This window comes from Lutibacter sp. B1 (assembly GCF_012524075.1).
In the GTDB taxonomy this organism is placed as follows: domain Bacteria; phylum Bacteroidota; class Bacteroidia; order Flavobacteriales; family Flavobacteriaceae; genus Lutibacter.
Genome location: NZ_JAAZUI010000030.1, coordinates 1 through 23,202, shown reverse-complemented (window position 1 = coordinate 23,202; position 23,202 = coordinate 1). Strand labels below are relative to the sequence as shown.

22 protein-coding genes are annotated in these 23,202 nt (G+C 30.4%); 7 read left to right on the top strand and 15 right to left on the bottom strand.

The annotated features are described in order from the left end of the window. Positions 1-846 precede the first annotated feature (846 nt). The 15 genes from HGB55_RS13795 to HGB55_RS13725 all read right to left on the bottom strand — a co-directional run bounded on the left by HGB55_RS13795 (position 847) and on the right by HGB55_RS13725 (position 15,535). On the bottom strand, positions 847-1,356 hold the full coding sequence (locus HGB55_RS13795; protein ID WP_168817484.1) for a UpxY family transcription antiterminator: 510 nt from the start codon (positions 1,354-1,356) through the stop codon (positions 847-849). A 9-nt stretch (positions 1,357-1,365) separates the two neighbouring features. After that, the gene (locus tag HGB55_RS13790; RefSeq protein ID WP_168817482.1) at positions 1,366-2,622 is read right to left on the bottom strand and encodes a sulfate adenylyltransferase subunit 1; all 1,257 of its coding nucleotides are present in this window, start codon (positions 2,620-2,622) and stop codon (positions 1,366-1,368) included. Positions 2,623-2,682: 60 nt separating this feature from the next. Further along, on the bottom strand, positions 2,683-3,045 hold the full coding sequence (locus HGB55_RS13785; RefSeq protein WP_168817480.1) for a four helix bundle protein: 363 nt from the start codon (positions 3,043-3,045) through the stop codon (positions 2,683-2,685). Positions 3,046-3,082: 37 nt separating this feature from the next. Further along, entirely contained in the window at positions 3,083-3,988 is a 906-nt protein-coding gene (cysD, locus tag HGB55_RS13780; protein WP_168817478.1) for a sulfate adenylyltransferase subunit CysD, read from the bottom strand. Then, positions 3,981-4,583: an adenylyl-sulfate kinase gene (cysC, locus tag HGB55_RS13775; RefSeq protein WP_168817476.1), complete on the bottom strand. Its 603-nt coding sequence runs from the start codon at positions 4,581-4,583 to the stop codon at positions 3,981-3,983. The genes cysD and cysC overlap by 8 nt, the downstream gene beginning before the upstream one ends. After that, the gene (locus tag HGB55_RS13770; protein WP_168817474.1) at positions 4,580-5,035 is read right to left on the bottom strand and encodes a DUF2061 domain-containing protein; all 456 of its coding nucleotides are present in this window, start codon (positions 5,033-5,035) and stop codon (positions 4,580-4,582) included. The genes cysC and HGB55_RS13770 overlap by 4 nt, the downstream gene beginning before the upstream one ends. Position 5,036: 1 nt before the next feature. Beyond that, positions 5,037-5,840 (bottom strand): 3'(2'),5'-bisphosphate nucleotidase CysQ, encoded by an 804-nt coding sequence (gene cysQ / locus HGB55_RS13765; RefSeq protein ID WP_168817472.1) that lies wholly within the window; start codon positions 5,838-5,840, stop codon positions 5,037-5,039. Positions 5,841-5,945: 105 nt separating this feature from the next. Next, positions 5,946-7,268 carry a UDP-glucose/GDP-mannose dehydrogenase family protein gene (locus HGB55_RS13760; RefSeq protein ID WP_168817470.1) on the bottom strand — a complete coding sequence of 441 codons (1,323 nt, stop codon included), beginning with the start codon at positions 7,266-7,268 and terminating at the stop codon, positions 5,946-5,948. Positions 7,269-7,287: 19 nt separating this feature from the next. Continuing rightward, positions 7,288-8,262 (bottom strand): Gfo/Idh/MocA family protein, encoded by a 975-nt coding sequence (locus HGB55_RS13755; protein WP_168817468.1) that lies wholly within the window; start codon positions 8,260-8,262, stop codon positions 7,288-7,290. A gap of 2 nt (positions 8,263-8,264) precedes the next feature. Next, a complete protein-coding gene (locus HGB55_RS13750; RefSeq protein WP_168817466.1) occupies positions 8,265-9,548 on the bottom strand; it encodes a nucleotide sugar dehydrogenase in 1,284 nt (427 codons plus the stop codon). Next, on the bottom strand, positions 9,541-10,554 hold the full coding sequence (gene rfbB / locus HGB55_RS13745; RefSeq protein WP_168817464.1) for a dTDP-glucose 4,6-dehydratase: 1,014 nt from the start codon (positions 10,552-10,554) through the stop codon (positions 9,541-9,543). The genes HGB55_RS13750 and rfbB overlap by 8 nt, the downstream gene beginning before the upstream one ends. Then, complete coding sequence (rfbD, locus tag HGB55_RS13740; RefSeq protein ID WP_168817462.1) at positions 10,551-11,417, bottom strand: dTDP-4-dehydrorhamnose reductase; 867 nt, start codon at positions 11,415-11,417, stop codon at positions 10,551-10,553. Before rfbD ends, rfbB begins: the two co-directional genes overlap by 4 nt. Beyond that, on the bottom strand, positions 11,410-11,982 hold the full coding sequence (gene rfbC / locus HGB55_RS13735; protein ID WP_168817460.1) for a dTDP-4-dehydrorhamnose 3,5-epimerase: 573 nt from the start codon (positions 11,980-11,982) through the stop codon (positions 11,410-11,412). The genes rfbD and rfbC overlap by 8 nt, the downstream gene beginning before the upstream one ends. Before the next feature lies 1 nt (position 11,983). After that, positions 11,984-12,862: a glucose-1-phosphate thymidylyltransferase RfbA gene (gene rfbA, locus HGB55_RS13730; protein WP_168817458.1), complete on the bottom strand. Its 879-nt coding sequence runs from the start codon at positions 12,860-12,862 to the stop codon at positions 11,984-11,986. A 51-nt stretch (positions 12,863-12,913) separates the two neighbouring features. Continuing rightward, positions 12,914-15,535, bottom strand: coding sequence for a cellulase family glycosylhydrolase (locus HGB55_RS13725; RefSeq protein ID WP_168817456.1), 2,622 nt, complete (start codon positions 15,533-15,535; stop codon positions 12,914-12,916). Positions 15,536-15,915: 380 nt separating this feature from the next. On the opposite strand from HGB55_RS13725, the gene HGB55_RS13720 reads away from it, so the two are divergent. The 7 genes from HGB55_RS13720 (at position 15,916) to HGB55_RS13690 (ending at position 22,999) form a co-directional block, all read left to right on the top strand. Continuing rightward, positions 15,916-17,217 (top strand): site-specific integrase, encoded by a 1,302-nt coding sequence (locus tag HGB55_RS13720; RefSeq protein WP_168817454.1) that lies wholly within the window; start codon positions 15,916-15,918, stop codon positions 17,215-17,217. A gap of 50 nt (positions 17,218-17,267) precedes the next feature. Then, the gene (locus tag HGB55_RS13715) at positions 17,268-18,176 is read left to right on the top strand and encodes a hypothetical protein (protein WP_168817452.1); all 909 of its coding nucleotides are present in this window, start codon (positions 17,268-17,270) and stop codon (positions 18,174-18,176) included. An 81-nt stretch (positions 18,177-18,257) separates the two neighbouring features. Continuing rightward, the gene (locus HGB55_RS13710) at positions 18,258-18,551 is read left to right on the top strand and encodes a helix-turn-helix domain-containing protein (protein WP_168817451.1); all 294 of its coding nucleotides are present in this window, start codon (positions 18,258-18,260) and stop codon (positions 18,549-18,551) included. Further along, positions 18,552-19,451 carry a hypothetical protein gene (locus tag HGB55_RS13705; protein WP_168817450.1) on the top strand — a complete coding sequence of 300 codons (900 nt, stop codon included), beginning with the start codon at positions 18,552-18,554 and terminating at the stop codon, positions 19,449-19,451. 53 nt (positions 19,452-19,504) lie between these two features. Further along, positions 19,505-19,780 (top strand): helix-turn-helix domain-containing protein, encoded by a 276-nt coding sequence (locus tag HGB55_RS13700; RefSeq protein ID WP_168817449.1) that lies wholly within the window; start codon positions 19,505-19,507, stop codon positions 19,778-19,780. A 78-nt stretch (positions 19,781-19,858) separates the two neighbouring features. Then, positions 19,859-21,280 (top strand): ATP-binding protein, encoded by a 1,422-nt coding sequence (locus HGB55_RS13695; RefSeq protein ID WP_168817448.1) that lies wholly within the window; start codon positions 19,859-19,861, stop codon positions 21,278-21,280. Between the two features lie 99 nt (positions 21,281-21,379). Further along, on the top strand, positions 21,380-22,999 hold the full coding sequence (locus tag HGB55_RS13690) for a type I restriction-modification system subunit M (protein ID WP_168817447.1): 1,620 nt from the start codon (positions 21,380-21,382) through the stop codon (positions 22,997-22,999). Positions 23,000-23,202: the final 203 nt, after the last annotated feature.

The window sequence follows — 23,202 nt, the reverse complement described above, 5'->3', positions numbered from 1 at the left end:
TTACAGATTGCTTCGTCCTTCTCTCCTCGCAATGACGGATTTTTGATTTCTACTTCTTTCCGTCATTATAAATCTTTATAAAGCCTTTTTAGGCAGACAAAGATGAAGGAATCTTTTTGTTACGTCATGCTGAACCGGTTACTGAGCGTGGTTATTGAGCGGAGTCGAAATATACCGAAGTATGAGTTCAGCAACTCACCATATTTTGTACTTATTTTTATGAAATCCTGAAATAAATTCAGGATGACGATTCAATGTCTTTCTCTTTCTCCTTTTTGTTATTCATCTAAGTTAAAAAATTATATTTCTTTTCATTTTACAAACATAGGATGACGGTGCTTTTATTACAGATTGCTTCGTCCTTCTCTCCTCGCAATGACGGATTTTTGATTTCTACTTCTTTCCGTCATTATAAATCTTTATAAAGCCTTTTTAGGCAGACAAAGATGAAGGAATCTTTTTGTTACGTCATGCTGAACCGGTTACTGAGCGTGGTTATTGAGCGGAGTCGAAATATGCCGAAGTATGAGTTCAGCAACTCATCATATTTTGTACTTATTTTTATGAGATCCTGAAATAAATTCAGGATGACGTTTTATTTGTTACAGATTGCTTCGTCATGCTTTACTATAAATTATAGATTTGGATTCCTGCCTACGCAGGAATGACAACTTTTATTTCCTTTTTATCTCAACTTCGCTCGATATGACACTATTATTTGTTACAGATTGCTTCGTCCTTCTCTCCTCGCAATGACGGATTCAATTCATTTTTATCACGGCTTCGCCCTCCTCAGTCACAAAAAGTATGACATTGGCTACTTTAAATTTTATTTTATTAGTAAAATTAAGAGTTAATTTTACTAATATGACTTAAAGGAATGGTCACTTCAAAAAAGCTTTTTATAGCTTCCACTTCAACAATCACTTTGTGTTTACCGCTGCATTGTATGTATTTGGCAAAAAGTCCCATAAAAGGTCCTTTTGTTACTACAATATCTTCCCCTTTTTCTAAATTTATTGATTCAATTTTTTGAAAATCTTCATTACTATTTACTAATATTTTCAGATTTTCAATTTCTTCATTTCTTACAACTGCAGGTTTTCCTAAATATTTTAAAACAGTTACAACACCTGGAATTGATAAAGTTTTATTTAATTTATCATTGTTAGTATTTACGAATACAAAAGAATTAATTAATGGCACTTCTACCTTTTTTTTTCTGTCACTCCATTGTTTTATAGTTGTAATCAAAGGTAAAAATGCTTCATATCCGGCAACTTTTAGACGTTCAAAAACTTTTTTTTCAGCTCTTGAGTGCGTATAAATTGCATACCATTTAGATTCTCCCTCCATAAAATACTACTATACAATCATACCAGCAGCAACTGTTTCATTGGTTCCTTCGTCAATTAAAATAATACTTCCTGTAGTCCTGTTAACACGATATGCATCTGTCATTAACGGTTTGGTTGTTCTTATTTTTACCCTACAAATATCATTCATTCTTAATTCTTTGTCATCCTTATTTCTTTCGTAAGTATTGATATCCATTTTATAAACCACTTCTTTGATAATCGCTTTTTGCACATTGGATGTGTGCTGAATTGTATATTTAGCTCTCGGTTTTGCAGGTTGATTATTAAACCAACATAACATAACATCTAAATCCTGCGTAGTTTCAGGTAAATTATTTTTTTTAACTATCATATCTCCTCTACCGATATCAATATCATCTTCCAAAGTAATGGATACCGACATAGGAGCATATGCTTCTTCAATACTTCCTTTAAAAGTATCTATTGATTTTATGGTGGATGTGAATCCGGAAGGTAATACAACTATTTCCTGTCCGGGTCTGTAAATACCACTTGCAACTCTACCGGCATATCCTCTGTAATCTCTAAACTCTCCATTTTGCGGACGCAATACCGTTTGAACAGGAAAACGAGCATCAACTTTATTAATATCGCTACTAATATGTAAAGTTTCCAAAATATGTAATAATGGAGAGCCTTGATACCAATCCATATTTTGAGATCTATTCACTACATTATCTCCATTTAAAGCACTAATTGGTATATAACGAACATCTTTAATTAACATTTTTGAAGAAATTTCTTCAAAATCTTCAACAATCTGATTAAATCTATCTTCACTATAATCAACCAAATCCATTTTATTCACGCAAACTAAAATATGTGGTATTTGTAATAACGAAGCTATAAAAGAATGACGTTTGGTTTGTTCAATTACACCATGACGAGCATCAATTAAAATGATGGCTGCATTGGCTGTTGAAGCTCCGGTAACCATATTACGCGTATATTGAATATGCCCCGGTGTATCAGCTATAATAAATTTACGCTTAGGCGTAGTAAAATATCTATAGGCTACATCAATTGTAATACCTTGTTCACGTTCATCTTTTAAACCATCTGTAAATAAAGCTAAATCTACACCTTCGTGTCCTCTTCTTTTACTGGTTGCTTCAATAGCGTCTAATTGATCTTCAAAAATTGATTTTGAATCATATAAAAGTCTTCCTATCAATGTACTTTTTCCGTCATCTACACTTCCTGCTGTTGTAAATCTTAATAGTTGATTATTATCTATTTTCATTGTTGTTTTGTTAATTGTGAAACCGTAAAATTGTAAAAAATTTATAATGTGTTACGAATTCTAATTTATATCCAATTTTTTATATAATGCGTTTAACTGATTTGATATATACTCAATATCAGTTCTTAATTTTATGTAATCTTTTTCAGATAGAAAATCTAAATCTTTCGACAACACCAAGAAATTAATTATTTCCCAACTTGAACTATAAGCAATATTTATAAATCTAGATTTTTCTTTGTTTGATTGTCGAGAAAATCCTTCTGCAATATTGGCTGCTATACTTAAAGACCCTCTTCGAATTTGGCTTGTAATACCAAATTGCTCTTTTACAGGAAATGTTTCTGTAACTCTGTATACTTCTTTTACAAATAAACGAGCGTTTTTCCAAACCTCTAATTTTTCGAAATAAAACGTATACATCTAACGTTACAGTTTTACAATTTCACGACTCACAACACTAAAAATATCCTTGTCTTTTTCTGTCTTCCATAGAACTTTCTGAACGTTTGTCATCTGTTCTGTTTCCTCTTTCCGTTTTACGCATGGCAGAAACTTCAGCCGCAATCTTTTCTACTGTATCGGCATCAGATTCAATTCCTCCGGTTATAGTAATATCACCCAAAGTTCTAAAACGTATTTTTTTTGTTTCAACTTTTTCATTTTCTTCTAAGATTAGATATTCTGATTTGGGAATCCATGAATCACTTCTCCAAACCACCTCACGTTCATGTGCAAAATACAAAGAAGGTATTTTTATATTTTCTCTGGCTATATAATTCCATACATCCATTTCTGTCCAATTACTGATAGGAAATACTCTAAAATGTTCTCCTTGAAAATGATTTCCATTAAAGATATTCCATAATTCCGGACGTTGATTTTTTGGATCCCATTGCCCAAACTCATCACGATGTGAGAAAAAACGCTCTTTAGCTCTTGCTTTTTCTTCATCTCTTCTACCACCACCAATCGCACAATCTACTTTATTCAATTCAATAGCATCTAATAATGTTGTTATCTGTAACTCATTTCTGGTAGCATTTTTACCTTTCTCTTCAACAACCCTACCATCATCAATTGCTTCTTGAACAGAACCTACAATTAACCTTGCTCCTAATTCTTCAACAATATCATTTCTGAATTTTATCGTTTCAGGAAAATTATGCCCTGTATCAACATGCATTAATGCAAAAGGTATTTTTGCAGGAAAAAAAGCTTTTCTGGCTAAATGCGCTACCACAATTGAATCTTTACCTCCTGAAAATAGAATGACAGGATTTTGAAACTGTGCCCAAACTTCTCGTAAAACAAAAATTGCTTCACTTTCTAATTCGTCTAAATAATTTAAATAATACTTACTCATTGTTCAATTGTAGTTTTGGTGTTATGTATTCTACTATTTTTTTTACTGATTCTTCAATACTGCTTTTTTCAGTTTTTATTTCTATATCCGGATTTTCAGGAGCTTCATAAGGTGCTGAAAGTCCGGTCATATTCTTAATTTCTCCCGCTCTTGCTTTTTTATACAAGCCTTTTACATCTCTGCGTTCACATTCTTCAACACTGGTATTGATATAAATTTCAACAAAATTTTCATCTTTAACAATATTTCTTATGCTTTCTCTATCTTTTTTATAAGGCGAAACAAATGATGCTAACACCACTAAACCGGCATCAACCATTAAATTTGCTAGCTCAGCAATTCTTCTTATATTTTCAGTTCTATCGTTTGGAGCGAATGTTAAATCACTATTTATTCCCTTTCGTATATTATCACCATCCAACGAATAGGTTTTTATACCTTTTTTATATAATTCTTGCTCCACTAAATTACTGATAGTTGATTTTCCGGAACCTGAAAGACCCGTAAACCACAATAAAAAAGAATTATGCTTGTTTAATTTTCTTCTGTCAGAAATGGAAATATGATATGAATGTGGAATTATATTTTTTTTCATTTCAATATGTTTTTAAAGAAAATGCGAACTTTTCCTAAAGGTAATAATAACCAAAGTTTTTCGTGAAAATAATATAAAACAATTTTTGTCACTAATTCAACCAATGCTATATATAATGCTATTTCATTAAAAGATTGTAAAACAATTCCTGAAATTATAAATGTTGTTGTTGTAGCAACCAATCTCCAAGAAATTGATTTGATTAAAATTTCTTTTGTAGTTGTAGCTTGTCTGTCTAAAATTCTTAACCAAATTCTTTCATGAAAATAATAAATAGCCAGTTTTATAATAAATTCTGAAACTCCAATTTTAACAGCATTTTCTATACTGCAATTACCTGTTAAACAAGTGATTAAAAGCACTACCAACATCGTATCCGTAGTAGCAATAAATCGCCAAGAAATTCCTTTTAAAATACTCCTGATATGTGATGTTGTTTTGTATTCAGCCATTTTATTTTACTAGTACTTTAAACCAAGAGTTTAACAAATTTTCTTTATTATAGAGCATTGGTTTATTGGTTTCCAGTGAAATTACTTCAACTCCAGAAGCTTTACAAATTGCTTGTCCGGCTGCCGTATCCCATTCCATTGTTGGAGCAAATCTTGGATAAATATCGGCTTTTCCTTCAGCTACTAAACAAAACTTTAAAGAACTTCCTTTTGAAACTACTTCAATATGCTTATCAGAATTTTCTTTTAGATCATTCATAAAAAGTACTGTCTCATCACTCATATGAGAACGACTTCCTACAACCCTTATTTTATCTTTTAAACTTTTTGGTTTAATTTTTTCTGCAGATTTAATTTCACTCAACAATTTAGCACCTAAAAAGTGTTTTTCTAATGTTTTTTTATAAGAACATTTTTTTGATACATCTCCATAATATAAAGTTTTGGTTGCCGGGACATAAATTACACCAAACTCAACCAAACCATTTATTACCAATGCTATGTTAACTGTGAATTCTCCGTTTTTTTTGATAAACTCTTTTGTGCCATCCAACGGATCTACAATCCAACACGAAGTCCATTTTTTTCTTTCTTCGTATGAAATTTGCTTATTTTCTTCGCTTATAATTGGAACACCTGTCTTTTCCAAATAACTCATTATTATCGAATTAGCTGCTTGATCAGCTTCTGTCAATGGAGAATCATCCTTTTTATAATCAATATGAAAGTCCTTGTCGTAGATTTTCATGATAGAATTTCCTGCTGCCACACTTGCTTCAACAGCAATTTGGTATTCATATTTCATACAATTCTTTTTCAGAATGCAAAGATATAATAAATGGTTTGGAATTAATAATAAATAGGCTCTAAATCTTAAATTTATAAATTCTAAAACCTTGATTTAATTACTTTATTTTCCTATTTGATAATATTCAAATCCTTTCTCTTCTATATTGAAAATATTGTATTGGTTACGACCATCGAATATGATTGGATTTTTTAATTGTGTTTTAATTTCCTCAAAATCAGGAGCACGGAATTCTTTCCATTCAGTTAGTAACAGCATTGCATCGGCATTTTCCAATGCTTGGTACTTTGAGTTTACATAGGTAATATTTTCAACTCCTTTTAAATAACATTCTTGTGCCTCTTCCATCGCTTTAGGGTCAAATGCTTGAATTTTTGCCCCTCTTTTCACCAACTCTTTAATAATATAAATCGCCGGTGCTTCACGCATATCATCAGTACCGGGTTTAAAAGCTAATCCCCAAATACCAAAAACTTTTCCTGACAAATCTTCTCCAAATCTTTTTACAATTTTATTCGCAATCACTAATTTTTGCGCATTATTCACATCTTCAACCGATGTAATTAATTTTGCATGGTAATTATGCTCTTCAGCTATTTTTTTAAGTGCTTTTACATCTTTAGGGAAACAAGATCCTCCATAACCGCATCCGGGATAAATAAAATTATAACCTATTCGAGTGTCTGAACCTATACCTATTCGAACCTGATTAGCATCTGCTCCAACTTTTTCACAAATATTGGCAATTTCATTCATAAATGAAATTTTGGTAGCTAACATAGCATTTGCAGCATATTTTGTCATTTCGGCCGAACGAATATCCATGGCAATAAAACGCTCGTGCGACATACAAAATGGCGTATATAATTGTTTCATTTTAGTAACAGCATAATCACTTTCAGCACCAATTACAACTCTGTCCGGTTTCATAAAATCGTTGATAGCTGCTCCTTCTTTTAAAAATTCAGGATTGGAAACCACATCAAATTCTAAGGAAACTTTTCGTTTATCCAATTCGTGCTGAATAGTAGCCTTTACTTTATCGGCTGTACCTACAGGAACAGTAGATTTATCAACAATAATTAAGCGTTTTTGCATAGCCTCACCTATAGATTTTGCTACGGCCAATACATATTGTAAATCGGCAGAACCATCATCGCCCATAGGCGTACCAACAGCAATAAATACTATTTCAGCATCTTTAATGGCTTCTTGTAAATTTGTTGTAAAAAATAAATTTCCCGCTTTTACGTTTTTTAAAACCATGGTTTCTAAACCGGGTTCGTAAATTGGAATAATTCCCTGATTTAATTTTTCAATTTTATTTGAATCAATGTCTACACATGTAACCTTATTTCCCATTTCAGAAAAACAAGTACCGGATACTAAACCTACATATCCTGAGCCTATTACAACTATTTTCATTATTATTTATTTTTATTTTTTATAAATTTGTTTTAAAAGGATGATCTACTAAAGGTTTTTTAACAAAAGGATGGTATTCTCCTTTTACTCCAATCGGCTGAGCATGACGAATTTTATGTACAATCTCTATAGCTGTACGAGGAGCTTCAAGTCCATACCCTTTTCCTTCTAATATTTCTTGATATGAAACTGTATGTAAATCAGTAAAACCACCACTAAATTCCAACTCTTCACCTTCAATGGTAATAGACCTGTATGTTCGCTGTCCTCTATCTTTAACATCATCAGGTAAAACATCATAATTTATTGACAAAAACCAACGAACACGTGCTTTTTCAAACTCTAAATAACCGGCCGATCGATCGTGTGTATTTATATGAACCGTATTTTGCTTTACATCACCAAAAATCCAGGACAACATATCAAAAAAGTGGACTCCAATATTGGTAGCAATTCCTCCAGATTTAGATTCGTCTCCTTTCCAAGATGTATAATACCAATGTCCTCGTGAAGTTAAGTACGTTAAGTCTACATCGTAAACTTTATCTTTAGGTCCGTTTTCAATTTTTTCTTTTAAAGCGATGATACTTGGATGAACCCTAAGTTGAAGGATATTGTATATTTTTTTACCTGTTTCTTGTTCAATTTTAGCTAAAGCATCTATATTCCAAGGATTTAACACTAGTGGCTTTTCACAAATAGCATCAGCTCCCTGTCTTAATGCAAAACGTATATGTGCATCGTGCAAATAATTTGGTGTACAAATACTTACATAATCTAACGGAATATTTTTATCGTACTTTATTTTAGAAATATGTCTGTCGAAACGCTCAAATTCAGTAAAAAAGTCGGCATTTGGAAAATAACTGTCTATTATACCAACACTATCAAATTTATCTAAAGCTGCTATTAAATTATTATTGGTTTCTTTAATAGCTTTCATATGACGCGGAGCTATATAACCGCTTGCTCCCATTAATGCAAAATTCTTCATTCTTATAATTTTCCTTGTACCTTACAATTTAAAAATCCTTTTACATCATAAATTATACCGTTTTTAGTAAGATATTTTTCAAAATCTATTTCCAAGAACTCTCTATGAGCTACAGTTAAAACGATGCCGTCAAATTTATTTTGAGGCATATCTCTCACTGTTTCTATATTGAACTCATTTTTAACTTCCTCCGGATTTGCCCAAGGGTCAAAAACCTTCACTTCAGTTCCAAAATCAGTTAAGTTTTTAATAACATCCACAACTTTGGTATTTCTAACATCAGGACAATTTTCTTTAAAAGTAATTCCCAGTATTAAAATTTTTGATTTTTTTATTTCTATATTATTTTTAACCAACAGTTTTATAATTTCTGAAGCTACATAATTACCCATACTGTCATTCATTCTTCTTCCGGCCAAAATAATTTCAGGGTGATAGCCTACTTCTTGAGCTTTTTGAGCCAAATAATACGGATCAACACCAATACAATGACCACCAACCAAACCGGGCTTAAAGGGTAAAAAATTCCACTTTGTACCTGCAGCTTCCAATACATCTTTTGTATCAATATTCAACAAATTAAAGATTTTTGCCAGTTCATTTACAAAAGCAATATTGATATCTCGTTGCGAATTCTCAATCACTTTAGCTGCTTCAGCAACTTTAATTGAAGGAGCTAAATGAGTACCTGCAATTATAACTGATGCATATAACTCATTTACTTTTTTTGCAATTTTAGGTGTAGAACCCGATGTGATTTTTAATATTTTTTCTACTGTATGTTCTTTATCTCCCGGATTGATCCTTTCGGGTGAATAACCTACATAAAAATCTGTATTATATTTTAACCCAGAATTGTTTTCCAAAACAGGAATACAAACCTCTTCCGTTGCTCCTGGATATACAGTAGATTCGTAAATAACAATATCATTAACTTTTAAAACTTTCGCTACTGTTTCACTGGCTTTGATTAAAGGAGTTAAATCGGGTTTACTATTTTTATCTACAGGTGTAGGAACAGTCACTATATAATAATTACACTCTTCGATATTTTTAATGTCAGATGTACAATAAAGCCCTTTTTCTCCTGTATTTTTTTCAATTAAAACCTTTTGAAGCTCCTTGTTGTCAACCTCTAAAGTAATATCAATACCTTTATTCAGTTCTTCAATTCTTAACTGGTTCACATCAAAACCGACAACAGGATATTTTGTAGCAAACAAACGTGCCAAAGGCAAACCTACATATCCTAAACCAATTATTCCTATTTTAATATTTTTATCCATTATATTTTTTCAAATACCATTGAATGGTTTTTAACAAGCCCGATTCAAAATTTTCATGGGCTTTCCACCCTAATTTATGTTTAATTTTAGACGCATCAATAGCATATCTAAAATCGTGTCCTGCCCGATCTTCAACAAACGTAATTTGATTTTTGTAGCTTTTAGTAGTAAGAGGAATAAGCGTATCTAACAACTCGCAAATTTTTGCTGCAATATAGTTATTATTTCTCTCATTTTCTCCTCCAATATTATAAACTTCGCCTTGTTTTCCTTCATGAAAAACCAAATCAATTCCTTTACAATGATCTAAAACGTATAACCAATCGCGAACATTGCTTCCATCTCCATAAATAGGTATATTTTTACCTGACAAAGCTTTTCTGATGATTGTAGGAATCAGTTTTTCATCATGTTGTTTTGGACCATAATTATTTGAGCAATTTGTAATAACCACATTCATACCATAAGTATGATAATAACTTCTCACAATCATATCACTACTAGCTTTTGAAGCACTATACGGAGAGTTTGGTGCATAAGGTGTTTCTTCAGTAAAAAGACCTTCTTTTCCTAAACTGCCATAAACCTCATCGGTTGAAACGTGTAAAAACTTACACTCTTCATATCCTTCTTTATATACAAAAGGTTTTTTCATCCAAAATTTATAAGCAACATCTAAAAGTGTAAAAGTCCCTTTCACATTAGTTTCTATAAAAACTTCAGGGTTTTCAATTGAATTATCTACATGAGATTCAGCAGCTAAATGTATAACTCCTTTAATATCATATTCACTAAAAAGTTGTGCTATTAATTTTCTGTCGCAAATATTACCATGAATAAATTTGTACTTTTTTGATTTTTCAATCGACTTTAAATTTTCCAAATTTCCTGCATAGGTTAATAAATCAACATTAATAATAAAATAATCAGGATATTTTTTTATCCAATATTCTATCAAATTTGATCCTATAAAACCCGCTCCTCCTGTTATTAAAATTGATTTCATCTATTCATTATTTTTGAAATACAATTATTTAATGATGTTTGCCAATAAGGTATTTGTATATCAAACTCCTTTTCTATTTTTTTGGTATTTAAAATGCTAAAATTTGGTCTTTTTGCCTTTGATTTAAATTCAGAAGCAAAAATAGGCTTTACAATACACTTTTCATCAGATAGTTTCACAATTTCTTGCGCAAATTGAAACCAACTACACTCACCTTTATTGGCATAATGATATATTTGGACATCCTTATTTTTAATTAATGGTATAAGTTTTAATATAACTTTTGCTAAATCATTTGCATAGGTTGGCGACCCTTTTTGATCTGAAATAACCGAAATAGTTTTCTTTTGTGCGGCTAATTTTAAAATTGTTTTTACAAAATTAGCACTAAACTCCGAATACAACCATGATGTTCTAATTATTACTGAATTACAAGGGTTTATTTCCAATAAATATTTTTCTCCTTTTAACTTTGTTAACCCATAAATATTTTGAGGATTTGTTTTATCTGATTCAATATATGAAGTAATAGAATTTCCGTCAAAAACATAATCTGTTGAAATATGTATTAATTTTAAATTGTGCTTTTTTGCTATTGAAGCCAAGCTTTTAACAGCTTCTGAATTTATTCTATCTGCTAATTCAGCTTCTTCTTCAGCTTTATCAACATTTGTATATGCAGCACAATTAATTAATACTTCAACTTTATTTTTAAGTATAAAATTTTCAACTTCAATAAAATTCTCAATATCTAAATTTTCTTTATCAGTCCAAAAAAAACTAAAGTTTGGAAAATAATTATCCAAACTTTTCAATTCCATCCCTAATTGTCCTTTTGAACCTGTTACTAAAACTTTAGTCATTTATATAAACCTTATTCTCAAATATTTCAGCTTGTTGAAATATTGGTTGACTTTTATCTTTTTCTGAAATTATCAAATCTTTTTCAGGCAGCTTCCAATCTATTTTTAAAACTTCATCATTATAAACAACACCTCTTTCCAATTTTTTATTATAATAATTATCTACTTTATAACTAAATATAGCTTCTTCACTCAAAACGACATAACCGTGAGCAAAACCTTTTGGAATAAATAGTTGATACTTATTATCTTCACTTAACTCAACAGCTACATATTTACTAAATGTTGAAGATTCTTTTCTTAAATCTACAACAATATCTAAAATTTTACCTTTAACAACACGCACCAATTTAGACTGCGCATAAGGAGGTAATTGATAATGCAAACCTCTTAAAACTCCTTTAACCGATTTAGCCTCATTATCTTGACAAAAATTTATTGTATAACCCAAGTAATTTTCGAGTGTTTCTTTTTTAAATGACTCAAAAAAATAACCTCGTTCATCTTTAAAAACGGTAGGTTTACATAAAATTACATCAGGTATTTCAGTTTTAATAAATTCCAATTTATTTTGAATTTGCTATTCGAAGTAAATATTCTCCGTAATTATTATTTTTATATTCGTGAGCTAACAATAACAACTGTTGTTTGTTTATATACCCTTTTTCAAAAGCAATTTCTTCAATACAAGCTATTTTTAACCCTTGACGTTTTTCTATGGTTTGCATGAAATTAGATGCCTCTAACAAAGAATCTTGTGTTCCTGTATCAAGCCAAGCAAAACCACGAGTCATTAATTCCATTTTAAGATTACCTAGTTCTAAATATGTTTGATTTACATTGGTAATTTCTAATTCACCTCTTGAACTAGGTTTAATATTTTTAGCAATTTCTACAACATTGTTTGGATAAAAATACAAACCTACAACTGCATAATTACTTTTTGGAGTTTTAGGCTTTTCAACAATGCTTAGTACTTTTCCATTTTTATCAAACTCTGCAACTCCATATCTTTCAGGATCTTGTACATAATACCCGAAAATTGAAGCTTTTTTCTCATTAGTAACAGTTTTAACCGCTTCATCAAGTAAATTTTCAATTCCGGCTCCATAAAAAATATTGTCTCCTAAAATTAAACAAACATCGTCATCTCCAATAAATTCTTCCCCTAAAATAAATGCTTGAGCTAATCCATCCGGTGATGGTTGCTCTTTGTAAGAAAAACGCATTCCTAAATTATTACCATTACCCAATAGCTTTTCGAAATTTGGTAGATCTTGTGGAGTAGAAATAATTAATACTTCTTTTATTCCTGAAAGCATTAAAATAGACAGCGGATAATAGATCATCGGCTTGTCATAAACTGCCAATAATTGCTTTGAAACTCCTTTTGTTATTGGATACAAACGAGTTCCTGTGCCCCCTGCCAAAATTATTCCTTTCATACTTTTTTACTTGATGAAACGCTAATTTAATTAATTAAATTCAATTAACGCTTATTCCAATCGAACACTAATAATCCCTATACCATGTTTATCCTTCAACTCACTTTCAGGAATTTCAGGTCCAATTGAAAACTGTATACTTTCAACCTTTTTTATATTAAACCCTGAAGCAATAGTGTGATCTAAATAATACGGTAAAAAACTTGGGTAAGGTCTAGGCAACGTAACCGTTTTAACAGGTTTTAAACTAGATAAATCAATGTTATATTCATTAATTTCAGTACCTAATTCGATAACTTTACCATAAGCTGCTCCATTGTCCATCACAAATGCTATTTGTAATTTACATGACTTATCATTTAAAGACCTTCCTTTAAAAATCAAATTCTTCATTAAAGGCAAATCCTTTTTTCTTCCTTCAATTTTATCAATAATGAAATGCTTAAAACTATAATCATATATTGGTTGAGCGTTTAGATTTTCAACATCAGGGATAAATAATTTTTCGATATTCATTTGATATTCTGCTTCACTTTCATTTTTAGTTGGCACTAAACGAAATGATTTTCTCCATTCTTTAACCAACAAATCAGTATCTTTCACTGCATTGAAAAGATATATTGGGTTATCACTTGGTACTACACGCACTTTGTAGGTACTTTTATCATAAAAATCCCAATCAAACATATGTCCTTCTTTAGATGCGGGATATGTAATAAAACTATTTTCATCTTGCTTTACAACAATACTATAAGAAAGATAGCCTGCTGTTAACATTTTAGCAGGAATAGTAGCATAATATGAATATCCTTGAGCTTTTACCATATCATAAATTTCACTCTTACCATTAGAATAAACCAATAATTGCATTTCCTCAGGTTCATTTGGAGCAATATAATCGGCCTCAATAGTTAAAGGAATGTTTTCAGTAATTTCTACTTTTGGTTTGTGTTTAAACCATGGTTGTTTTACAGTTGTTTCCGGCGCATAAAAATCATTTAACTTATTTTGTTTCCAACCATCATTTGCTGACCAATTTTTTTCTGTTCCTTTTTTGGTAAGCATATATGTTCCAGGAGTTATTTCAAAAGAAGCATTGGTAACATTCACCTTTTTATTATTATCTTTATTAACACCTTCTATCTTAAACTCTTTTCCTAAATTATTTAATTGAATTTGTATTTTATGAGATTTCCTATTGATAACACTTACTGTTTTTTTAGGACTGTTTCTTCCGAAAGGATTGTCGACTAAAATTGCATCAGGCATTACTTCCAATCGCCAAACTCCATCATCAATTTTATCTAAAAAATAAGCTCCTAAACCGTCATATTTCACAATTGTTGATTCTCCATAACCCGCAATCATACTCAACTTATTTTCATCAACAGGTTTAGATTCTGTATGATTTGTGTAAATAAATTTATCTTCCGAATTATATTCAGCTAAATTGTTTAAGTAACTCACTTTCACTTTATCAAAGCTTAAATTTTCAGGATAACTGCCATAATTTTTATACATAGGAATATTATGAAAAACTTCGGAACATATCATTAAACTCAATGCTTTTTGAGGTGTATATGCCAAATTCATATAATGTGTATTATATTCGGTATTTGCATAAGCCAAAAAAGTTGGATCATAGGCAAATTGTGTAGCTATTTGGATGCCTGCTTCTCTAAAACTTCTTGCCATTACAGGATATATGTACGATTTTAATACATCGGCAGCATCAAATTCGTAAACCAATTTTGCTCCGTGATGCTTTTTTATTGCTGTATCAAAAGGAATTTCGTATTCATTTACATTGGGAAGTAAATTTCCCGGTAACTCTCTTTGATATCCTAAACCTGTTGGATACCACTGAAATGTTCCTCCTTGAATTCCTGCTTTAAAATAATCATCCACAAAATGAACACCATGACTAATATTATAAAAAATTGGCTTTTTAGTTCCTGTTTTTTTTATGGCTTTTACCATACCTTTTATAAATTTAGTAACCTCTTTTCCTTCTCCTTTATGGTGTGGTTCATTACTTACTTCAAAAGCAATAATATTTTGTTCATCTTTATATGCAACTCCTGTATATGGATTTACATGATTTAGAAATTGTGTTAAATAATTTTGCTGTGCTTTTATAGCTTCAGGATTCGTCAAACATTTATCCTTACCATACTTATGCGAAAATCCGGGAGTGTTTTCATCAGATTCAGGCCAGCCATTTCCCCAAAAAGCAATTGGGGTAATCATAAAATTAATATCCTTTTCTTTTAATTTTTGAATTAAAAAATCAAACGCATCTAAATGTTCATTTTCAATTAAATTTCCTTCAACATCACTAATTTCGGTATCCCAAACATGCACTCGATATAGATTGAACCCTAAACGAGAAAAATGGTATACATCATTTTCAATAGCTTTTTTAGGGTCTATACCCATTCTTTTAGCTGAACGATATGCATGCGCAAAAGGTACCGTATAATTAACTCCAAAACCATGAACCTCACTATTGTCCGATTCCCAACGCATAACGCCATTAGTATCAACATATACATTTCCTTTTTGCAAATTATCTTGAGCAGATAAATTTGTATAACTTAAAATTAATATCAAAAAAATTAGAGTAGATAAAAATTGAAATTTTCTTTCCTTACTTCTTAATAAAATAGACATTTTTTATGATTTTTTTTACGATTATTTTAAAATGTAAAAGTAAGATTTCTAATCAAGTTTATGAAGAATATAACCTGATTTAGATTATAATTTTATGTAAATGCTGACTAATCGCTGACTAAATATGAAATAAAAAAACCTCAACTATCTTATATTCAAGACGTTGAGGTTGATTTTATCGATCTGGACGGAACCAACAGACACCTTTTCTCACTTACTCCAACTTAACTAAAACACGCTGCAACCCTTTTAAATAAAGGGTTTTTAATTATATCGAAGTAAATAAAATTAAGTAAATTATCTATAAATTAAACTATTGTGGGGATAATGTGGGGATAATTTCGTGTCTTTATAGTACTAAAAATTAAGCTATAAAAGATATGTCTACACTAAATTACCTTGTGAAAGGGCAAAAGTATTATTCAAATATACTCATTCGATTTAAGAACGGAAGAAAATTCGATTATACTGCATCAACCGATTTAAAAATCGACCCTAAAAATTGGAGTCAAGCAAAGCAAAAAATTAAAAATACAGCTGGAGATAAAACCAAAGATGCCATTAACAACCATTTAACCGAATTGAAAAAATACATACTTGATGAATTTAATTTAGATAACGCGACTGGAACATACATTGATAAACAATGGCTACAACAAAAAATTGCGAATCATTTCAATAGACCTATTAATGAAGAAGCAACCGATGAAATTTACTTTGTTGATTTTACCGATACGTTCATAAAGAAAGCTCCAACTCGCCTAATAAAGGGTAAAAACAAACCTGTAAGTAGCTCTACTATTACAAAATACAATAGCCTATTAAAAAAGCTAAAAGCTTACGAAATACACACTAAAACCAAAATAAAGTTTACGGATTTAGGCCTTACATTTTATGAAAATTTTGTCCACTTCCTAAAAGTTGAAGAAACAATAAGCACAAACACTGTAGGTAAATATATAAGCACTTTAAAAGCTATTGCCAGAGAAGCTCTTCTAAAAGGTTTACCAGTTAACAAAGAAATAAATCACCCCAACTTTTTTGTACCAACTGAAAAATCAAAAGATATTTATTTAAGCAACACCGAAATAAATACTATTTACAAGCATAACTTTAAAGGTGATGAAAAGCTTGAGAACGCAAGAGATTTATTTATAATTGGATTAAGAACTGGATTAAGAATTTCAGATTTTTTAAGATTAAAACATACCAATATAAAAGATGGATATATTGAAATTGAAACTCAGAAAACAGAACAAGAAGTTGTAATTCCAATGCATCCACAAGTAAAAGAAATACTTGAAAAACGAAATGGTTTTCCAAGACAAATTTCTGACCAAAAATTCAATCTATATATTAAAGATGTTTGTGAAGAAGCCAAATTAACACAAATGGTTTCGGGTAGTAAAATCGATAAAGAAACTAACCGAAAAAAAGAAGGTACTTATCCAAAATACGAATTAGTAACCTCTCATATTTGTAGAAGAAGTTTTGCCTCTAATTTATATGGAAACTTACCAAATTTAGCAATTATGGGTATTACAGGTCATAAAACAGAAACACAATTTTTACGCTATATCAAAGTAACTTCAAAAGAAAATGCCAACAAACTAAAAGAGTACTGGGCAAAACAAAAAGTAGAAAAAGGATTTGAGGAAGTAAATTTAAAAATTGTAAAATAAGTTTTTTACTTTTATAAAAAAATTGCTAACCTTTCAAAACTTTAAGCCACTTGGAAGCTATACTTGAACTCCAAAATGCCCTCATAAAAAATTATTATAAAGATTTTATTTGTTCTATAGATGATGAGGAAATAGAATTTAATCACTATTCTGAACTTATTATTTATAGGAATAATGAATATATTGAAAAGCGCCTTGAAGTAATTAAAGACGAAATCCGATTTATTATTGAAGATATAAAGCCATTATACCTAAAAGCATTAAGTGAGACTCTTTTTAAATTAGCCAATCTTCCAGCTCCAACTGAAAAATTAAACTTATTGTATTACACAATTAAAATACTCTCAATTCCTTTAGTACAATTGAGAAAAGATTTTTACATAAACGATTGTGATTCCAGATACTTCTCAATCCCATACCCAAAAGAAAACACATTATCTGTTGAAGAAATTACATCGCAAATAATTGATAAATTTTTCAATGACAAAGAATATAAAAATCTGTATTCTAATCCATCTACTGAATTTGATGATATGGATGTATGGGAATTAGCATACTTTAATATAAGATTAAAAATTATTTCAAAACTCCCTTTCTCCCTTTTTACAATAACATCAAGTTTAATCAACATATTAAACCATAAAATTGATGAAATTAATGAAGAAATTGAAGCAGAAAAATCAGACTTATTAAAACTTAAATGGATTGGGAAACCTTCTCAATTTGGACATATTATCGGTCAATTAGCACATTTGGGATATATTGAACCTCCTAAAAGAGATAATGGAGAAATCAACTATACACAATTCAGTAAGGATTTATTAAGAATGTTTAAAACCGAAACCACACAAGGAACATTGGCTGCATATTTAAATCCTAACAATGAAAAAGCCCAAGAAACAGAACGAAATTTCAAAAAGGCAAACTTTAATATACCACACAAAAAAGAGGTAAGCTAAATCCGTTCGAGCACCCTCTCGAACGCTTACTCAAACACATCCAATTTACTTTTACATCGTTGAATCTTAAAAATCAAAACGATGCAAGAAAGTAAAATCACACAAGTACACGGAGTTAATCCTCAAGAATTTAAAGAAAGTATTATTTCAGACATTCGTGCTGAATTTGAAAAACTTTCAAAAAGCTTTCAACCTATTGAACCTCCAAAATATTTGACCAGACAAGAGGTTGCTAAAATTCTTAAAATCTCATTAGTAACATTATCTGATTGGAATAAAAAAGGAATTTTAAAACCGTATCGTTTAGGAAATTTAGTCCGATACAAACAAAGTGAATTAGACCAGGCTTTAATTTCAATGAATAAAAAGAGTTAGTTGTACGACACTATTAACATAGTGCAACAACTAAACCAGCTACCTATTGAAATTATGGAAGAAACAACAAAACCTTTTAAATGGTGCGGTTTACTTTGGATACCAAAAATGAACAAATTTGGCTATCTAGTTTCCTATTCTTCTGAAATAAAAAACCTCAAATTAACAATAAGAGGGAATGAAATTAGCATTACAAATTCAATCCAAAAGTTTTATATAGATAATAATTATCAAACATTCAGCTATACACAAGTATTGAAAGCATTTGAAAAATTGAATAAACACTTTCCTTTTAATATTTATGAAGCTAATGTGAAAAAAATAGCTGTTGGAGTAGTAATTCAAGAAGAAAGCAATCCAATACTAAATACTTGGCTAAGTGTTTCCAATAAAAAAGCGTTTCCAATGCTAAGCAAAAATAATAGGTATGGTACAAAATTTTTCTTAACAGAATATGATATAAAAGGCTATAATAAAACAACTGAAGTTAAACACCACCACAACATCCATTTAAACCAACAATTATTCAGGTTTGAAGTAGAAATTAAACGAATTAACAACATAAACAGAGGGAAAAACAACATAGGGGTTTATACAGTTCAAGACCTTTTAAATCCAATAAAATATCAAAAATTAGCAAACCTATTAATTGAAAAATATCAAAAAATAAATAAAACACCGTGCATCAATTGGGATGAAACAACTATTAAAGAAAAAAGATTGGTTGCTTCATTTAAAGATACCGAAATACAAAACAGCATTAGAAAACAACACCCTGACACTTTTAAAAAGGATAAAATACAGTACAACAAACTATTGTTGAAGTTAAATGATGACAACTTTCAAAACACAATAATCAGCAAACTAAACCAACAAATTCATTTCAGTATTAATAACTAATAATTTACAACTTGTAATATAGTTTAAAACAGGGGTAAAAACAATTCAAAAAAATGGCAATTAAAGAAATAGATAAAACAAAGTTAAAAGAGATTGAAAACAAATTAGAAGCTACCATAAAAAGGTTAGATAAACTACAAACTTCAATATTAGTAAAACAACTAATTGACAATGCAGACTTTATTCAATTAATGCAAATAAGTAACAGTACAGCCAAAAATTGGCGTAACAAAGGGCTTATTCCCTATGCTCAAATAGAAAATAAAATCTACTACAAAATTGAAGATATTCAAGCATTGATTGAAAAACACTACAAATCATTTACTTAATACACACTAAAAAATATCAATATAAGTAGCCAAAACTTATCTTTTTTTTATACATTTGGCTGGCTATAACAATACGCTATGAATAAAATAATTGGTAGAAATGCTGAAATCTCAATACTATCAAAAGCTTTAACAAGCAACAAACCTCAGCTAATTGCTATATACGGAAGAAGAAGAGTTGGTAAAACTTTCTTAATTAGAAATACTTATTTCAATAATATCCTATTCGAATTTTCAGGAATCTACAAAGTACCTTTAAAAACACAGCTAAGCAATTTTCATTTAAAACTAAAAGAAAAAAATTATAGCTTTAAAAAACCTAAAAGTTGGATTGAAGCTTTTCATCATTTGGGATTGTATATTGACTCCCTTAAAACAAAAAAAAAGAAAGTTATTTTTATTGATGAATTTCCTTGGTTAGATACTCCTAAATCTGGTTTCTTACCAGCCTTTGATAATTTTTGGAATAGCTATGCCTCTAAACGCAATGATTTAGTAGTTGTTATTTGTGGTTCTGCTGCTTCGTATATGATAAAAAATATTATTAAAAGTAAAGGTGGACTTCATAACAGACTTTCAGAAAAAATTCAATTATTACCTTTCAATTTATACGAAACCGAGCAGTTATTAAAACATAACAATATTCAATTAACCCAATACGATATATTACAAATTTATATGGCAATGGGTGGTGTTCCTCATTATTTAGAAAAACTATTACCTGGAGAAAGTGTAGCACAATCTCTTGATAGGTTATGTTTCAATAAAGATGGTTTTCTTAGAACTGAGTTCGACAATGTTTTTGCATCACTCTTTGACCACCACGAAAACCACGCTACAATAATTAGAACCTTAGCTGCTGTTCGTAAAGGCTTAACAAGGACCGACATAACTCAAAAAAGCAACATTGGTTCTGGTGGTACATTAACCAAAGTACTGCAAGAATTAGAACAATCTGGTTTTATAGAAAATTACACACCGTATCGTGGTAAAAAAGATTCAATTTATCGACTTGCAGATGAATATTCAATGTTTTACATTAAATATATCGAAAATTCAAAACCTGCAAAAAGTGGTGTATGGACAAAACTCTACAATCAACCCTCTTATAAAATTTGGGCAGGTTTTAGCTTTGAAACTATTTGTATAAAACACATAGATCAAATTAAAGAAGGTCTTAAAATTGCTGGTATCAATTCAGTTCACGGCAGTTGGATTGAAAAGAATACAACAAATAGCGCACAAATTGATTTATTGATAGACCGTGATGATAATGTGATTAATATTTGTGAAATGAAATTTTACAACGCACCCTATCCGCTCGATAAAAAATACGGCTTAGAAATAGCCACCAAAAAGAATGCTTTTACCAATAGTACCAATACCAAAAAAAATGTGTACATCACTTTTATTACCACCTATGGTTTAGTAAACAACCAATACAAAAAACAATTTGTAACCAATGAACTAACTATGGAACATTTATTTATTGATGTATAACCAGCCAAAACCAACCCAAAACAATAAGTTTTGGCTGCGTATAACAAAACTTATTTTTAGTATTCTTAAATAAAATCTATAAAAAAACAAACAATATAAATGTCAGAAGACCATAAAAAACAATTAGAAGCGCAACTTTGGAATATTGCCAATACGCTGAGAGGAAAAATGAATGCCGATGAATTTCGTGACTATATTTTAGGCTTTATTTTCTACAAATACCTATCTGAAAAAATAGCCATTTATGCCAATAAAATATTAAAAGAAGGTGGAGACAAGTTTTTATTTCAAGAAATTAAAGAAGAAACCGCCAAAGGACAAGAATATATTTCAGCTATAAAAGAAGACGCATTACTATCATTAGGTTATTTTCTAAAACCTTCTGAATTATTTTCTGAAGTTGCAAAAAGAGGCAATCACAGTGCTGAAAATGATGAAGCCTTCAATATGGCTGCCGAAAGTGAAAATGAATACAATACAAAAAGTAATTTTATTTTAGAAGACCTTCAAAAAATCCTAAACAACATCCAAAACAGTACAATGGGTACAGAAAGCGAAGAAGATTTTGACAATCTTTTTGAGGATATGGATTTAAATTCTACCAAATTAGGGAAAACACCCAAAGCTCGTAACGAAATTATAGCCAAAGTACTGTTTCATTTAGATAAAATTGACTTTAAATTAGAACATACAGAGTTAGATGTATTGGGAGATGCCTACGAATATTTAATAGGAAAATTTGCAAGTGGTGCAGGTAAAAAAGCTGGGGAATTTTATACGCCTCAAGAGGTTTCAATGGTGTTGGCTAAATTAGTCACCACAGGAAAAACAAAATTAAAATCGGTATATGATCCCACGTGCGGAAGCGGCTCTTTATTGTTACGGGTTGCCAAAGAAGTAGAGGAAGTTAATAATTTTTACGGACAAGAATTAAACCGTACCACTTATAACTTAGCGCGAATGAATATGATATTACACGGTGTGCATTACCGAAAGTTTGATATTAAACAAGAAGATACCTTAGAACACCCTCAACATATAGAACACCGTTTTGAAGCCATTGTTGCCAATCCACCGTTTTCTGCAAAGTGGAGTGCCAATCAACTCTTTATGAGCGATGACCGCTTTAGCCAATACGGCAAATTAGCTCCTAAAAGTAAAGCAGATTTTGCCTTTGTACAGCATATGATTCATCATTTAGCTGAAAATGGAACTATGGCATTGGTATTACCTCACGGCGCATTATTTAGAGGAAGTGCAGAAGCACATATTCGTAAATATTTAATAGAAGACCGTAATTATTTAGATGCCGTAATTGGTTTACCTGCAAATATATTTTATGGCACAAGTATTCCTACGTGTATTTTAGTGTTTAAAAAGTGTAGAGAAAACCCAGAAAATGTATTGTTTATTGATGCAAGTGCACATTTTGATAAAGTAAAAACGCAAAATATGTTGCGTGAAACTGATATTGAAAAAATAATAACCACCTACCGTGAACGCACTACCGAAGATAAATACAGTTATGTTGCGCCAATGGCTGAAATTATTGAAAACGATTACAACCTAAATATACCACGTTATGTAGATACTTTTGAAGAAGAAGAACCTATTGATATAACTGCTGTAATGAGCGAAATAAAAAAGTTGGAAGCCAAACGTGCCGATTTAGACCAACAAATTGACGTTTATTTTAAAGAATTAGGGTTAACATTTTAATTTTTTTAATCCTTAATGCTAACAGCTAAGCAGATAAAACAGTAGTATGAAACAGAAAAGAAAAGAAGTAAGTAAGATTCCAAATTTGAGATTTCCTGAGTTTAGTGGGGAGTGGATGGAAGGTGAAATTGGAAACTATTTTGATTTTAAGAACGGTCTAAATAAAGAAAAAGAGTTTTTCGGAAAAGGAACACCAATAATTA

Coding starts and splice junctions, on each gene's coding strand:
- HGB55_RS13750 (WP_168817466.1), bottom strand. CDS start 9,548: ATGGATAAAAATATTAAAATAGGAATAATTGGTTTAGGATATGTAGGT.
- HGB55_RS13710 (WP_168817451.1), top strand. CDS start 18,258: ATGCAAGAAAGTAAAATCACACAAGTACACGGAGTTAATCCTCAAGAA.
- HGB55_RS13755 (WP_168817468.1), bottom strand. CDS start 8,262: ATGAAGAATTTTGCATTAATGGGAGCAAGCGGTTATATAGCTCCGCGT.
- HGB55_RS13760 (WP_168817470.1), bottom strand. CDS start 7,268: ATGAAAATAGTTGTAATAGGCTCAGGATATGTAGGTTTAGTATCCGGT.
- HGB55_RS13700 (WP_168817449.1), top strand. CDS start 19,505: ATGGCAATTAAAGAAATAGATAAAACAAAGTTAAAAGAGATTGAAAAC.
- HGB55_RS13790 (WP_168817482.1), bottom strand. CDS start 2,622: ATGAAAATAGATAATAATCAACTATTAAGATTTACAACAGCAGGAAGT.
- HGB55_RS13770 (WP_168817474.1), bottom strand. CDS start 5,035: ATGGCTGAATACAAAACAACATCACATATCAGGAGTATTTTAAAAGGA.
- rfbA (WP_168817458.1), bottom strand. CDS start 12,862: ATGAAAGGAATAATTTTGGCAGGGGGCACAGGAACTCGTTTGTATCCA.
- HGB55_RS13785 (WP_168817480.1), bottom strand. CDS start 3,045: ATGTATACGTTTTATTTCGAAAAATTAGAGGTTTGGAAAAACGCTCGT.
- HGB55_RS13725 (WP_168817456.1), bottom strand. CDS start 15,535: ATGTCTATTTTATTAAGAAGTAAGGAAAGAAAATTTCAATTTTTATCT.
- cysQ (WP_168817472.1), bottom strand. CDS start 5,840: ATGAAATATGAATACCAAATTGCTGTTGAAGCAAGTGTGGCAGCAGGA.
- HGB55_RS13720 (WP_168817454.1), top strand. CDS start 15,916: ATGTCTACACTAAATTACCTTGTGAAAGGGCAAAAGTATTATTCAAAT.
- HGB55_RS13695 (WP_168817448.1), top strand. CDS start 19,859: ATGAATAAAATAATTGGTAGAAATGCTGAAATCTCAATACTATCAAAA.
- HGB55_RS13795 (WP_168817484.1), bottom strand. CDS start 1,356: ATGGAGGGAGAATCTAAATGGTATGCAATTTATACGCACTCAAGAGCT.
- cysC (WP_168817476.1), bottom strand. CDS start 4,583: ATGAAAAAAAATATAATTCCACATTCATATCATATTTCCATTTCTGAC.
- rfbB (WP_168817464.1), bottom strand. CDS start 10,554: ATGAAATCAATTTTAATAACAGGAGGAGCGGGTTTTATAGGATCAAAT.
- rfbD (WP_168817462.1), bottom strand. CDS start 11,417: ATGACTAAAGTTTTAGTAACAGGTTCAAAAGGACAATTAGGGATGGAA.
- HGB55_RS13690 (WP_168817447.1), top strand. CDS start 21,380: ATGTCAGAAGACCATAAAAAACAATTAGAAGCGCAACTTTGGAATATT.
- cysD (WP_168817478.1), bottom strand. CDS start 3,988: ATGAGTAAGTATTATTTAAATTATTTAGACGAATTAGAAAGTGAAGCA.